11 protein-coding genes and 1 riboswitch are annotated in these 13,359 nt (G+C 64.0%); of the genes, 7 read left to right on the forward strand and 4 right to left on the reverse strand.

Annotated features, from left to right (window positions below; translation table 11 throughout):
- The first annotated feature begins 14 nt into the window (after positions 1-14).
- The 4 genes from galU to Q0J57_RS07085 all read left to right on the forward strand — a co-directional run bounded on the left by galU (position 15) and on the right by Q0J57_RS07085 (position 6,409).
- Positions 15-887, forward strand: a complete 873-nt coding sequence (galU, locus tag Q0J57_RS07070; protein WP_297218675.1) for a UTP--glucose-1-phosphate uridylyltransferase GalU — start codon at positions 15-17, stop codon at positions 885-887.
- An 89-nt stretch (positions 888-976) separates the two neighbouring features.
- Positions 977-3,337: a primosomal protein N' gene (gene priA, locus Q0J57_RS07075; RefSeq protein ID WP_297218677.1), complete on the forward strand. Its 2,361-nt coding sequence runs from the start codon at positions 977-979 to the stop codon at positions 3,335-3,337.
- Between the two features lie 165 nt (positions 3,338-3,502).
- Positions 3,503-4,162: an OmpW family outer membrane protein gene (locus tag Q0J57_RS07080; protein WP_297218679.1), complete on the forward strand. Its 660-nt coding sequence runs from the start codon at positions 3,503-3,505 to the stop codon at positions 4,160-4,162.
- An 828-nt stretch (positions 4,163-4,990) separates the two neighbouring features.
- The gene (locus tag Q0J57_RS07085) at positions 4,991-6,409 is read left to right on the forward strand and encodes a DnaA/Hda family protein (RefSeq protein WP_297218681.1); all 1,419 of its coding nucleotides are present in this window, start codon (positions 4,991-4,993) and stop codon (positions 6,407-6,409) included.
- A gap of 134 nt (positions 6,410-6,543) precedes the next feature.
- Here the strand turns inward: Q0J57_RS07085 and Q0J57_RS07090 are convergent, their stop codons facing one another.
- Positions 6,544-6,747 carry a FeoB-associated Cys-rich membrane protein gene (locus tag Q0J57_RS07090; protein ID WP_297218683.1) on the reverse strand — a complete coding sequence of 68 codons (204 nt, stop codon included), beginning with the start codon at positions 6,745-6,747 and terminating at the stop codon, positions 6,544-6,546.
- 49 nt (positions 6,748-6,796) lie between these two features.
- Positions 6,797-7,267, reverse strand: coding sequence for a transcriptional repressor (locus tag Q0J57_RS07095; protein WP_297218685.1), 471 nt, complete (start codon positions 7,265-7,267; stop codon positions 6,797-6,799).
- Between the two features lie 118 nt (positions 7,268-7,385).
- Between Q0J57_RS07095 and Q0J57_RS07100 the strand changes: the two genes are divergently transcribed.
- Positions 7,386-8,312 (forward strand): EamA family transporter, encoded by a 927-nt coding sequence (locus tag Q0J57_RS07100; protein WP_297218688.1) that lies wholly within the window; start codon positions 7,386-7,388, stop codon positions 8,310-8,312.
- Between the two features lie 327 nt (positions 8,313-8,639).
- Here Q0J57_RS07100 and thiC read toward each other — a convergent pair whose 3' ends face one another.
- Positions 8,640-9,929 carry a phosphomethylpyrimidine synthase ThiC gene (gene thiC, locus Q0J57_RS07105; protein ID WP_297218690.1) on the reverse strand — a complete coding sequence of 430 codons (1,290 nt, stop codon included), beginning with the start codon at positions 9,927-9,929 and terminating at the stop codon, positions 8,640-8,642.
- A 64-nt stretch (positions 9,930-9,993) separates the two neighbouring features.
- Positions 9,994-10,107: riboswitch (TPP riboswitch) on the reverse strand.
- A gap of 86 nt (positions 10,108-10,193) precedes the next feature.
- Here thiC and Q0J57_RS07110 point away from each other — a divergent pair.
- Together Q0J57_RS07110 and Q0J57_RS07115 are read left to right on the forward strand one after the other, a co-directional pair.
- The gene (locus Q0J57_RS07110; RefSeq protein WP_297218692.1) at positions 10,194-11,555 is read left to right on the forward strand and encodes a potassium transporter TrkG; all 1,362 of its coding nucleotides are present in this window, start codon (positions 10,194-10,196) and stop codon (positions 11,553-11,555) included.
- A gap of 284 nt (positions 11,556-11,839) precedes the next feature.
- Entirely contained in the window at positions 11,840-12,499 is a 660-nt protein-coding gene (locus Q0J57_RS07115; protein ID WP_297218779.1) for a TrkA family potassium uptake protein, read from the forward strand.
- A 10-nt stretch (positions 12,500-12,509) separates the two neighbouring features.
- Here Q0J57_RS07115 and Q0J57_RS07120 read toward each other — a convergent pair whose 3' ends face one another.
- On the reverse strand, positions 12,510-13,358 hold the full coding sequence (locus tag Q0J57_RS07120) for a YgjP-like metallopeptidase domain-containing protein (protein ID WP_297218694.1): 849 nt from the start codon (positions 13,356-13,358) through the stop codon (positions 12,510-12,512).
- Position 13,359 lies beyond the last annotated feature (1 nt).

Consider the following 13,359-nt stretch of genomic DNA (forward strand, 5'->3'; position numbering starts at 1 on the left):
GACAGGGAGGACGTATGCAGAATATACGCAAGGTCATCATTCCCGTTGCCGGATGGGGCACCCGTTCCCTGCCCGCCACAAAGAACATTCCCAAGGAAATGCTCCCCATCTACAACAAGCCTGCCATCCAGTATGTGGTGGAAGAGGCGCAGCGCGCCCACATTCAGGATGTCATCTTTGTCACCAACCGCGACAAGAACGTCATCGAAGACCATTTTGACTACAATCTGCAACTGGAGGCCGTGCTGGAGCGTGCCGGCAAGCTGGACAAGCTGGCGGAAGTCCGGCACGTGGCGGAAATGGTCAACATCATGTCCGTGCGGCAGAAGAAGCAGCTGGGGCTTGGCCATGCCGTGCTGTGTGCGCGGGAGCTGGTGGGGGATGAACCCTTTGCCGTCATGGTGGGGGATGATCTCATGTTCGGCGCCACGCCGGGCATACAGCAGCTCATCGAGGTGGCCCAGGCCGAAAAGATGCCGGTCATCGGGGTCATGGAAGTGCCGTGGGAAAAGGTGAGCCGCTACGGCATCATCCAGGGCGAGGAAGTGTCCCCCGGCGTGTACCGGGTCATGGACATGGTGGAAAAGCCCCGGCGGGAGGATGCGCCGTCGCGCCTGGCCATTGTGGGGCGCTATGTGCTCACGCCCGATATCTTCGATTACCTTGCGCAGGTGAAGCCTGGTCACGGGGGCGAGATTCAGCTGACCGATGCCCTCAGGATGCTGGCCCGGGAGCGCGGCATGATGGCCGTGCGCATGGCGGGCATGCGTTTTGATGCCGGCGACTGGTCAGATTATCTTTCGGCAAATATCTATTTTGCTCTGCAGGACGAGGACCTGCGCTACGACCTGCTGGAAAAGCTCCGGGCCTTTGTGCAGTTCCAGTAGGCCGGCGACTCTTTTTCTGACCTTGCCGACACTGACGGAGGGGCGTTCCCGTGCGGGGCGTCCCTCCGGTTTTTCCGTGATGCTGCCTCATGTATGCTCTTGTTGCTCTGCTTTCCCCGCCATACAGCCATCTGAGCTATCACTTGCCGGTCTTCTTTCCGGAGGATTTCTGGCGTCCGGGCCTGCGCGTGGCCGTACCGCTGGGCCGTGGCCTGCGGGCCGGTGTGCTGCTGCAAACCACGGATCGTGCGCCCGAGGGCATACAGTGCAAGGATGTGGCCTGGCCGCTGGAACAGCAGCCCCTTCTTGACGCCGATCTGCTGGCCCTGGCCCGGGAGCTGGCCGCCCGCCAGAGCCTGACGGCAGGCGCCGTGCTGGGCCATGTGCTGCCGCAGGGGCTGCGCGCGGCCCAGGTGCGCTTGCGTCTGCTGGAAGGGGAGAACGGACAGCGGGGGCATACGCTGGACCTGCGGGCCATTGCCGGCGAGGAGCCGGCGCGGCAGGCCGTGCTGGCGGAGGCCCTGTGCGCGGGACGGGCACGGCTGCTGGCGCCGGGCATGGACGCCGCAGAGGGGGAACGCTGCCTGCTGCGCGTGGACCCGCCATGGCCCGTGCGCCCGTCGGCATCGCGCCAGCTGGGTATTCTGGAATATCTGCACGAGCACGGGGCCGTGAACCGGCGCCAGCTGCTGCGGCAGCTGGGAAGCGGCACGGCAGCGGCCCTTGGTGTGCTGCTGCGGCAGGGTCTGGTTGGCCTGCAACGGGAGGACGGCGATGATGCGACGGATACGGCCCTGCTGCCCCCCGCGCCCCTGCCCTTTGCCCTGAATGCGGCACAGCAGGCCGTGCTGGAGGATCTGACGGCGGCCGTGGATGCCGGCGATCCGGCATCGCGCCTGCTTTTCGGCGTAACCGGCAGCGGCAAGACGGCCGTCTATCTGGAGCTGGCCCGGCACTGCCTGGCACAGGGCAGAAGCTGCCTGCTGCTGGCGCCGGAGGTGGCCCTGGCGCACAAGCTGCGGCGGGATGCCGCCTGCCTGCTGGGCACGGATGCTCCGGTGTATTTGTATCACGGGTATCAGGGGGCGTCCCGGCGTGAGCGTCTTTTTCGGGAACTGGCTGCCCGGGAGGACCCCTGCCTGGTGGTGGGAACACGTTCGGCCCTGTTCCTGCCCGTGCCGCACCTGGGCGCCATTGTGCTGGACGAGGAGCACGACGCCTCCTTCAAGCAGGACGAAAGCCTGCCCTATCAGGCCAAGGAAGTGGCCTGGTTCCGGGCCGCTCGCGCCGGCGCTCTGCTGCTGCTGGGATCGGCCACGCCGGACATCAAGACCTTTTATGCCGTGGAGCAGGGGCAGCTGCCCATGCTGCGTCTGCCTGCCCGCATTGGCGGCCGCCCCCTGCCGCCGGTGGAACTGGTGGACATGGATCCGCAGGTCGCCGCGACGGCCACCGGGGGAGCCTCCCTGCTGGCGCCCCGCAGCGAGGCCCTGCTGCGTCAGGTGCTGGAGCGCGGCGAGCAGGCCGTGGTGCTGCTCAACCGGCGCGGCTATGCGCCGCTCATGTTCTGCCAGGACTGCCGGCAGACGCTCAAGTGCCCGCATTGCCAGATAGGGCTGACCTATCATAAGGGGCGGGAGCGGCTGGTCTGCCATTATTGCGGGTACAGCGTTCCCTTTCCGTCGCCCTGTCCTGTGTGCCGGGGCACCAGCTTTCTGCCGCTGGGCGAGGGCACTGAAAAACTCGCCGAACAGCTGTCCGTGCTGGCGGGCCAGCCCGTACTGCGCCTGGACAGGGACAGTACGCGCCGGCCGGGACGCATGGAGGAAATCCTTGCTGCCTTTGCCCGCCGGGAATCTCCCATTCTGGTGGGCACGCAGATGCTGTCCAAGGGACATCATTTTCCGGGGGTGACGCTGGCCGTGGTGGCGGACGGCGATCTGGGGCTCAATCTGCCGGATTACCGGGCTGCCGAGCGCACCTTTCAGCTGCTGGTGCAGTCGGCCGGACGTGCCGGCCGCGGCGAGCAGCCCGGTACGGTCCTCATCCAGACCCGGGACAGGACGCATTACTGCTGGCGCTATGTGCAGCAGGCGGACTATGAAGGCTTTTATGCGGAAGAGCTGGCTCGCCGCCGCCGCTACGGCTATCCGCCCTTTGTGCGGCTGGCGCTTGTGCGCCTGTCCTATGCCGTGGATGATCCCGGCGGGGCGGAGGCCCTGCAGGGAGCGGGGCAGCTGCTGCGCCAGGCTGCCCGGGAGGAAGGCGTGCGGCTGCTTGGTCCGGCGCCGGCGCCTCTGGCGCTGCTCAGGGGCCGCCGCCGCTTCCACTGCCTGCTGAAAGGGACGGACTGGCAATCCCTGCGGCAGCTCTTTCAGCGGCTTTGCCGGCAGAAGGGCGTGGAGCGGCTGCGTCCCTTCCTTGATCTTGACCCGGTAAACATGCTGTAAACCGCCGGGTTCCGCTGGCAGCGGGCGGCGGCCGGGCGCGGCATGCGCAGGGCGCGGGCTGTGGCTTTCTTGAGAATGTCTAGACTTTTTCGTTGACAAAGGGGCTGCTTTGGGCAACCCTTGAGAGTCCCGCCGGATCGGCAAAATCTTTCCTGGAGGAATCCCATGAAACGCATACTCGTTTCCCTGTTTCTGCTTGCCGTGCTTGCCATGCCGGGCATGGCCAAGGCTGAAGGCATGTACCTTGCCCCCAAATTTCTCATGACCATTCAGGAAACCGGTACCGTTGAGCGCAGCAGCGCCCTGGCCGGTTCCGGCGCGGATGCCTATTCCCAGTTCACGCTGGGCGGCGCCCTGGCCGCCGGCTATGACTTCTGGCCCATGTATATGGTGCCCCTGCGCGTGGAACTGGAATTTGCCATGCGTGGCAATAACGAAACCAGCTGGGACGGTAACCTTGGCTCCATCGAGGGCACCTGGAACCATTCCACCCTGTTTGCCAACCTCTATTTTGATATCCACAACGACACCGCCTTCACCCCTTGGATCGGCGCCGGTTTGGGCATGTCCTTCTCCTACGCCGGGTATGATGTGAAGCGTGGCAGCGACAAGTTCTCCATGGACGAGCGCTTCACCAACTTTGCCTGGAACGTGGGCGCCGGTGTGGCCTATAACGTGAACGAAAACTTTGCCATTGATGCCGGCTACCGCTATGTGGACCTCGGCTATAACGAAGTGAGCACCACGGTGGGCGGCAAGAACTACGAAGTGGGGACCCGTCCCTACAATCACGAGTTCATGCTCGGTCTGCGCTTCGGTTTCTAGACGGGGCATTGCCTCCCAACGAGACACGGGCCTGTTCCTCAGGGACAGGCCCGTTTTTGCGCCTGCCGGCTGCCGGCACGGTGTCCTGATGGCCGGCCGTCGGCGGACAGCCGTCCTTCGGCAAGTACTGCGGGCAGCGCAGCACGCCGTCCACCTGTCATCACAGGGAAAATAGCCATGACGGGACGTTTGGCGCCCTGCTGCGTGCTGTCGACGTGGAGGACGACAGGGTGGCAAAAGCGGCGTTTTCCCGGCGGAAGGCTATGTGCTGCGGATTCATGGCTGTGGATAAGTACTGTCTGTCATCCTTTTCTGCTGGTCGGCTGCCCCTGCCGGGCTGCTCCGGGGATCGAAGGCGAGGTGGGGTGCGTTCCCGGCAGCATGCCACAGACCTGACGTTCAGGAGGGAACTCCTGCCGAAAAAGCGCCGTGGGCGCGGCTGCCACGGGACGGGCGGCAGACGGCGGGGAACGGGAGCCGGCGGGAAAAAACTTTTTTTATCTCTTGACAGCCGCAGAGGTACGCGGGTAGTGCTTTTCCGGCTGGTGCAAGAAAAATCGAGATTTCCTACAAAAAACGAAGAAAAAAGAAGTGTGCTTTGTTGAAAAATATTTTCTTTTTGTTGAAAGTAGGCTATATCTCGTTTGTTTCATTGGATTTTTAATATTCACGGCATATTGGGAAACGGCATTAAGAAAATAATAACGGCAATAAAAATAATGGGTTAGCATAATTTTTCCCCCTGGGGACAAAGAATTCCCCACATGCCGGAATATGCGCTTTTTCCCTTCATTGCCTTCAAAATGGCGGCTCGCCTATAAGGTTCGCATGCAGGAACAATGGCAGACTATTCGGGAATCTCTCAGAGATACGCTGGATCCGGGAACCTACAAGGTGTGGGTTTCCTCTCTTGCGGCGTCCATTGAGGGAACGCACCTGTGCCTGACCACGGCTACGCCCTATGCCGCCAACTGGCTGCGTAGTCGTCTGGCCGGGCAGATACGCGAAGCAGCCGCCCCCGTGCTGGGGTGTGATGCCTCTGCGCTGGTGCTTGAATTCCGTTCTGCCAGCACGTCCGGCACACTGGCCGCGCCGTCACCGTCCGCCGCGCCCGTGGCTCCGGCGGAAAAGGCGCCTGCCGCTTCCGCGCCGTCGCCGGGGGCTGCCATGCAGCAGGGGGTCTTGCCCATGCCGCTGGCTCCCATGCCCAGGATGCGCCCCCGCTTCCGTTTCAACTTTGATGACTTTGTGGTGGGCAGCAGCAACGAAATGGCCGTGGCCGCTGCCCGTGATGTCTGTCGGGATGACGGCTTTGTGGAAACGCTCTTTGTGAGTTCCGCTTCCGGCATGGGCAAGACGCACCTGGCCCAGGCCGTGGGCCAGACCCTGCAACAGGCAGGGGAGGGCGCTCATGTGGCCTATCTGACGGCCGAGGAGTTGACCTCCCGTTTTGTGCAGGCAGTGCGCAGCCACGATGTGGAGACCTTCAAGGAGCAGATGCGGCAGTGGGATGTGCTGCTGCTGGAGGACATCCATTTCCTGCAGGGCAAGGACAAATTTCAGGAAATGGTGCTCAATCTGGTCAAGAGCCTGCAAAACCGCGGCGGGCGCGCGGTGTTCACCAGCACCTTCAGTCCGCGCGAGCTGGTCAAGCTGGACAGTCAGCTGGCCTCCTACTTTGCCTCGGGCATTCTTGCGCCCATGGAGCGGCCCACGCTGGACATGCGGCGGGAAATTCTGGAGCGCAAGGCCAGCCTGCATCAGGTCATTCTGCCCGATGAGGTGAGCGAACTGCTGGCCGGACGCCTGGCTGGCGACATCCGCCAGCTGGAATCCTGCCTCAATACGCTGGTCTACAAGGCCCGCCTGCTGCGGCGGCAGATCAGCCCCGAAATGGCGCTGGAAGTCTTGCAGCAGTATGTCAGCGCGGATTGCGGCAGCCCGGACTGGGACAGCATTGTGAAGCTGGTCTGCAAGACCTTTGGCCTGAGCACCCGTCAGCTGGAATCCCGGTCGCGCCGCCGGGAATGCGTCATGGGGCGCAATACCATTTTTTATCTGGCCCGCAAGCATACGGACATGTCCCTTGCGGAAATCGGCGAGCGCTTCAACCGGCGGCATTCGTCGGTCATCAAGGGCATTACCTCGCTGGAGCGGGAGCTGGCCCGGGAAAGCAGCATGGGCCGGCAGATTGCCCGGGCAGTGAGCCTCATCGAGCGCAATGCCGGCCTTGGGTGCCCGCTGTAGGACACAGCGGCGCCTGCCGTCAGGCATTTGACAGAAAAGCAAAAACGGCATCCCGTGCGGGCATGCCGTTTTTCTTTTTTTACAGGGTCAGGACGAGCGGCTCGCGGGAGCCGGCGCAGCAGGTGCGGGGCGGGTCAGCGGCGGCTCTGCGGCTGGCAGTGGGAGCAGGCAGATGCCTGTCCCGGCGTGTGCATGGCGGCCGGTGCCTGACGGGAGGCGCAGCCTGAGCAGCCGCACGAGCATCCTCCCCCCGGGCGGCGGCGGACAGCCCGATAGAGTCTGTTTCCCATGTAGAGCACGGCCAGCAGCACAATGGCAGCGATGAGGACGGTTTCCATGACAAGGCTCCTTTGTTGAAAAAGAGCCTGCCTTTTTTGAAAATGAAAGTCAATGGCTGTTTATGTCCGCTGCGTCATGCGCCTTCCGGGCATGGCAGTCGGCGCAGATGCCGTAGAGATTGTGTGAATGTCCCCGCAGCAGGAAGTTGTGCTTGCGGGCAATGTCGCGCTGGATCTTTTCGATGCGCGGATCAAAGACCTCGATGACCTTGCCGCAGGAAATGCAGATCATGTGGTCGTGGTGGTTGTCGGACGAGGCCACTTCATACCGGGCCAGGCCGTCGCTGAAATGTATTTCCGTGGCCAGGCCGGCCTCGCAGAGCAGCTTGAGCGTGCGGTAGACGGTGGTCTGCCCGATGCTCGGATCTGCCTCCTGCACATGCTGATAGAATTCTTCCAGGGTATGATGCCCGCGGAAGCGGAAGAACACCTCGGCGATGGTGCGGCGCTGGGCCGTGGCATTCATGCCCTTGCGGGTGATGAATTCCTGAAACGCGGCGTGAAAATCTGCATTGTCCATTACCTGCCTCCCTGATTGCGTGTGTAGCATGGGCGCTGCATTCTGCCAAGGGTCCGAAAGGGGGGCGCCCTTGACGGCGCACGGGCAGGCGGCTAGAAGCCACTGCCAGGAGGATGTCATGGTTCTTTCACGGCGCACGGGCATACTGCTTAATCTGTTCCTGCTCTACATTTCCTGGGGGTCCACCTATATCTGCCTGAAATTCTGCATGCATGCGGCCGGTCCCTTTACGGTATGCGGTGCGCGCATGCTGGCCGGGGGCCTGCTGCTGAGCCTGCTGCTTCTGCTGCGCGGCCGCTGGCAGCGCCCCACATGGCACGATATGGGTCATGCCGCCTGGCTGGCCCTGTTCATGGTGCTCATGGCCAGCGGGCTGCTGGCCAAGGGGCAGGAGAGCATACCGTCCTCCATGGCGGCCATCGTTTCCGCCTCCACCCCCATCACCATGCTGGTGGCCGGCTGGCTGCTTGCCGGGGAGCCACGGCCCACGCGCCGGCAGTGCTGCGGCCTGCTGGGCGGCGGCACGGGCCTGCTGCTGCTGACCCTGGGACGACAGGATGCGCAGGGTGCACTGGAGGCGGCAGCAGGGCAGTTTTCCCTTGTGGGCATGCTCTGGGTTCTTGCGGGCACGCTGGGCTGGGTGACGGGGACGCTCATTTCCCGCCGGGTGCGCTACCGTTCCGCCCTGGGGGGCACCCAGTCCTGTGCCCTGCTGCTCATGCTGGGCGGGCTGGAATCGCTGCTGGCGGCAGCGCTGAGCGGAGAGGGGGCATCCCTGCATCTTCAGGATATCGGCTGGCAGGTGTCACTGGCCTTTGCCTGGATGGTGGTGGGCGGCTCCATCATTGCCTATTATTCCTATTTCTGGCTGCTGGCCCATGCCTCCATTGCCACGGCCGTTTCCTATGAATACGTCATTCCTGTCATCGGCGTGCTGCTGGGCTGGTGGCTGGGCGGAGAAAGCCTGAATCTGCGGATCATCCTGTCCTGCGTGCTCATTGTGGGATCGGTATTCTTTGTCATCCAGGGACGGCACAGCTCCTAGACCTGTGTGCACGGCATGCGGCTGCCGGGGAAACCGTGCTCGTGCCTGGGGCGTTTTTTGTCCTGTGGTGCTGCATGCTTTCCCGGGCATACGTTTCGGGAACCCACTGCCGCGGCCCGGTGTGCATCGTTTTTTCCGGCAGGTGCCTGCCGGGGCGCTGCCCGGGGACGGCGGCGTGTCTGTGGCCCGGGCTGTGGCATGCACGCTGCCAGGGCGCGTGCCCCGCGCCAGGTGGAGCGGCAGGCGCCCTGTTGCCTGCCTGGCGCAGCAAAGAAAAAGGCCGCCCGGCATTGCCGGACGGCCCTGTTTTCAGGAGAGCACGGACAGTTAGGACGTTTTGCGGTCGCGCAGCATCTTCACGGCACAGAACTTGCCGCACATGGCGCAGACTTCTTCGTTCTTGTGCTCTTCGCGGCGCTTGTCGAGCTGTTCGGGGTCAAGGGCGGCGGCGCGCATCTTGTCCCAGTCAAGGTTTTTGCGACCCTCATTCATGAGGGCCTCGCGTGCCCTGGCACGGGCCGTGCCCAGGGCCACTTCGCCCACCTGGGCCGCCACGCGGGAGGCCATGACGCCGGCGCGCACATCAGCCTCATCGGGCAGGGTCAGATGTTCGGCCGGGGTGAGGTAGCAGAGGAAGTCCACTCCGGCTTCCACGCCGATGGCCCCGCCGATGGCGCCGGCAATGTGATCATAGCCCGGGGCGCTGTCGCAGCACAGGGGGCCGAGCACATAGAGGGGGGCATTGTGGGTCAGGCGCTTGATGCCCTGAATCTGGGTGCGCACCAGGTGCATGGGCACGTGGCCCGGCCCTTCGATCATGCACTGCACGCCGCGTTCCAGGGCGTATTTTGCCAGGCGGCCCAGGTTGATGACTTCTTCCCACTGGGCGGCATCGCCGGCGTCCACCCCTGCGCCGGGGCGCAGGCCGTCACCCAGGGACAGGGTCACATTGTATTCGCGGCAGACATCGATGAGGCGGTCAAAATATTCCAGCAGGGGATTTTCGCGCTGGTTTTCCAGCATCCAGCGGGAGAGCATGGAACCGCCGCGGGAAACCACGCCCATGACGCGGGTGCTTTCCACACCGAACTGAGCGCCCTTGAGGGACAGACCGCAGTGCACGGTCATGAAATCCACCCCCTGGCGGGCCTGTTTTTCGATCTCGTTGAAGAGGTCATCGGCCTTCATGCTGGCGATGTCGCGATCCGCGTCCAGAATCTGCTGGCCCACGGCATACATGGGCACCGTGCCCAGAGGGGCAGGGCTGTTGGTGAGCATGCCGGTGCGAATGGCGTCCAGATCGCCGGCAATGGAAAGGTCCATCACCGTGTCGGCACCGGCAGCAAGGGCGGCCTTGAGTTTCCGCTCTTCGGTGCTGATGCAGTTGTTCAGCGGCGATGTGCCAAGGTTGGCATTGACCTTGATGCGGGACGGCTGCCCCACCACAATGGGGGAGACACCACTGTGGGCCGGATTGCCCAGAAGAACCATGGTGCCGGCATTGATGGCGTCCGTGATGAACGCGGGGTCCAGACCTTCTTCGGCAGCGATCCGGGCAAGGTGTTTGTCAAGCAGGCCGCGCAGGGCGGAGTTCTGGGAAATGAGCGAAGATGCCATATCGTAGAGCCTCGCAAGCGTTGCGACGCAGGGCAGGAACAAAAACATCGCACCGGGGAAAGCGGGTGCGATGGCATAGCTTCCCTCCGGCAGTACAAGCTGCGTCAGGTTCATAGGGTCTGGGTCATGCCCACTCTCAGCCGCCTTGCTGCCACATGCGGCTCCCCTAGCTAGTAGACCTCTTTTATACGCCCAAATGCCTCTTTTGTAAAGGTTGTTTTTCCTGTCTTGCCATGCCGGCGGGCTTACGGTACCTCATGGAGCATGACGCGACGTCGTTTGCTGACTCCGCTTACCTGGCCGGTGCTTTCCTTTCTGCTGGCCATCATTCTGGGCGGCCTGCTGCTCTGCCTGCCGTACTGTAGCGTGGATGCGGCCCTGCATCCGGTGGATGCCTTTTTTCTGGCCACGTCTGCGGTCTGCGTTACGGGGCTGAGTCCTGTGGACATCAGCACCCTGCTTACGCCCCTGGGGCAGGGGGTGCTGCTCTGTCTGGTGCAGGTGGGCGGCCTGGGGGTCATGACCTATACCAGTCTGGTCTTTCTGCTCTGGAAGCATCACGTGCCCTTTGGCAGCCGCGAGGCTGTCAGCCAGGCTCTGCTGGGGGGAAATTTTGATCTGCGGGCCTTTCTGCGCTGTCTGCTGGGCATGGTGCTGGGCATAGAGGCCGTGGCGGCCCTGGTTCTGCACTGGCATGACCCGGACTTTTTCACTCCTTTCAGCGCGGTCTTTCATGCGGTTTCAGCCTTCTGCAATGCCGGTTTTGCCCTGCGCCCCGACAATCTCATGGCCTATCGTGACGATGTGGTGGTCAATGTGGTCATCTGTGTCTGTATCATACTGGGGGGCATTGGCTTCGGGGTGCTGCACGAGCTGCTGGGAGTGCTCACGCGCGGCCGGCTCGGCCCGGGGGGAACACGCTTCAGCCGTCTGAGCCGGCTGGTGGTGAGCACGTCCCTCTTTCTGGTGCTGGCCGGGGGGCTGCTGCTCTATGTCATCGGCTGGAGGCGCCCCGGCAATGAACAGGTGGTGGGCGAGGGCTTTGCCCTGCTGCTGTCGTCCTTTTTCCAGTCCATTTCTGCCCGGACGGCGGGCTTCAATACGGTGGACATTGCCAGCCTGAGTCATGCCAGCCTCATGGTGCTCATGGCGCTCATGTTTGTGGGGGGCGGGCCGGGGTCCTGTGCCGGCGGCATCAAGGTAACCACATTCCGGGTGCTGCTGGGTTATCTGCTGGCCCAGCTGCGCGGCGGCGGGCAGATTGTCCTGGCCAATCGCGGCGTGCGGGACGAGAACCTGACCCGCGCCCTGACGCTGTTCTTTCTGTACGGCTTCATGATCATGACATCCATCTTTCTGCTCAGCCTGACGGAGTCGGGCATCCTGTACCGCACGGCGGACAGCGGCATGAGCTTTCTTCACCTGCTGTTCGAGGTGGTGTCTGCCCTGGGCACCGTGGGCCTGAGCGCCAATGTGACGCCGCGACTCAGCTTTGAGGGCAAGTGCATTATCATGGTAAACATGTTTGCCGGCCGTGTGGGGCTGCTGGGCATTCTGCTGGCCCTGCGCAGTCTGCACCCGCGCCGGGCCTACCGCTATGCGGAAAGCGAGCTGCCCATCGGCTAGCGGCTGTCCGCGCAACAGGCGCGCTGCGGCAGGACGAACGGGCCCCTTCAGGCGCATGGCTCTCGGTGCCTGGCCCGTTGCTGGTGCGTGTGCTGTTCAGGAGGACGCAGGCTGCCGCCCACCCGATTCGTCCGGTCGACCAGGTCGGCCCGGCCAGCGGAGTCCGGCACGGGAGCGCTATCCTGCGGCATGGGGCTGCGTATGGGCAAAATGGCTGCGGGCGGCCCTGGCTTCGGCTGTCCGGCACAGTGCAGGAGCGCGGCGCACCGGGCGTATCATGAGTACTGACGGGGAAAAGCATGGAAATCGGCATCATCGGTCTGGGGAAATTCGGTCTGCGCATGGCGCGGACCCTGCGGGACCTGGGGCATACGGTCATTGGCATTGATGCCTCTGAAAATCGCGTGCAGCTGGCCGAGGAATATCTGGAAACGGTCTACAGGGCCGATGCCACCAATCTGACGGTGCTGCGCTCACTGCACATGCAGGAACTGGACTGGGTCGTCATCTGCGTGGGAGAGAGTGTGGAACAGTCGCTGAACATCACGCTCAATGTGCAGGAGCTGGCCGGTCCGCGTCTGCTGGTGAAGGCTTCCAATGAGGAACATCGCAAGATTCTGCAGCGCCTGCACGTGGACAGAGCCATTGTGCCCGAGGTGGATGCGGCTGTCATGGCCGCGCATCAGCTGGCCAATCCGGGCATGCTGGACCTGATTCCCAAATACGGGGGCATTGCCATCCAGGAACTGGATGTGGACCGCTGGCACGGCAAGACGCTGGTGGAGCTGAACCTCATGCAGGAGCATGCCGTCATGGTCATGGGCATTCGGCCGGCCGGTGCGGATGCGTTCATCTTTGTTCCGCCCGCCCGCACGGTCCTGCAGCGGGGTGACCGGCTGGTGGTGGCCGGGCGGCCTGCCTCCATGGGGCGTCTGCGCCCCTGAGAGCGCCTGTTCAGTCCCTGTGCTGTGCCCACCAGGGCAGCTCCTGCCAGAAGCGGGAAAGGCGGCGCTCCCGTGCGGCCCAGTCCGGCGCCAGCCGGGCCAGTTCGGCCCGGTAGGCGGGCGAGTGGTTCATGTGGCGGATGTGGCAGAGTTCGTGCAGGCACAGAAAGACCGCATCCTCCCGTGGCAGCAGGACGGCCCGCCAGTTGAGGCGGATGTGCCCGCTGTCCGGCTGTTCCTTGTCCCGTGAGCAGCTGCCCCAGCGGGAGCGCTGGTCCCGCACCTGCACGCTGCGCACGACAAAGCCGTGCCGACGGGCCAGGGCCTGCAGGAACGGCGGCAGGCAGCGCTGGGCCTGCGCCCGGCACCAGTCCTGCAGCACGCGGGCCATCAGGGTTTCCACCGGATCACCATAGAGGCGCAGGGCCGTCCCGTCTTCCAGCAGCAGCAGTCGCTGCGCGCCCTGTTCCCGCAGCAGGGAGCGGGTGCCCGGCCTGGCTGCCGCATGCCGCCCCTGGGCCAGCGAACCTTCCAGGCGCAGGGGTAGAGACAGTTCCGCCACGGGCAGACAGAGCGCTGCCGGCAGGGGGTGGGCTTCCTCCTGCACAGGGCGGGAGGCCCAGGCCTTTTCCAGCCAGGGCAGCGCGGCGCGCAGCTGGGGCAGCAGCCGGGCGGCGGACAGACCGGGAGCCACCGAGAGGCGCAGGCGTCCCTGGGCGGAAAGGCTCAGGCGCAGCAGCCGGCAGGCGGCATGCCGCCGGATACGGGCGGACAGGCGGGTTCCGTCGGCAAGAACAAAGCAGACCTCGTCATCCTGAAGATGCACGCTGCCCGCCGGGGCGGAGGGAGCTTGTGGCATC

The organism is uncultured Desulfovibrio sp. (assembly GCF_944324505.1).
GTDB lineage: Bacteria > Desulfobacterota > Desulfovibrionia > Desulfovibrionales > Desulfovibrionaceae > Desulfovibrio.

Coding starts and splice junctions, on each gene's coding strand:
- Q0J57_RS07085 (WP_297218681.1), top strand. CDS start 4,991: ATGCAGGAACAATGGCAGACTATTCGGGAATCTCTCAGAGATACGCTG.
- Q0J57_RS07095 (WP_297218685.1), bottom strand. CDS start 7,267: ATGGACAATGCAGATTTTCACGCCGCGTTTCAGGAATTCATCACCCGC.
- Q0J57_RS07100 (WP_297218688.1), top strand. CDS start 7,386: ATGGTTCTTTCACGGCGCACGGGCATACTGCTTAATCTGTTCCTGCTC.
- thiC (WP_297218690.1), bottom strand. CDS start 9,929: ATGGCATCTTCGCTCATTTCCCAGAACTCCGCCCTGCGCGGCCTGCTT.
- priA (WP_297218677.1), top strand. CDS start 977: ATGTATGCTCTTGTTGCTCTGCTTTCCCCGCCATACAGCCATCTGAGC.
- galU (WP_297218675.1), top strand. CDS start 15: ATGCAGAATATACGCAAGGTCATCATTCCCGTTGCCGGATGGGGCACC.
- Q0J57_RS07090 (WP_297218683.1), bottom strand. CDS start 6,747: ATGGAAACCGTCCTCATCGCTGCCATTGTGCTGCTGGCCGTGCTCTAC.
- Q0J57_RS07080 (WP_297218679.1), top strand. CDS start 3,503: ATGAAACGCATACTCGTTTCCCTGTTTCTGCTTGCCGTGCTTGCCATG.
- Q0J57_RS07110 (WP_297218692.1), top strand. CDS start 10,194: ATGACGCGACGTCGTTTGCTGACTCCGCTTACCTGGCCGGTGCTTTCC.
- Q0J57_RS07120 (WP_297218694.1), bottom strand. CDS start 13,358: ATGCCACAAGCTCCCTCCGCCCCGGCGGGCAGCGTGCATCTTCAGGAT.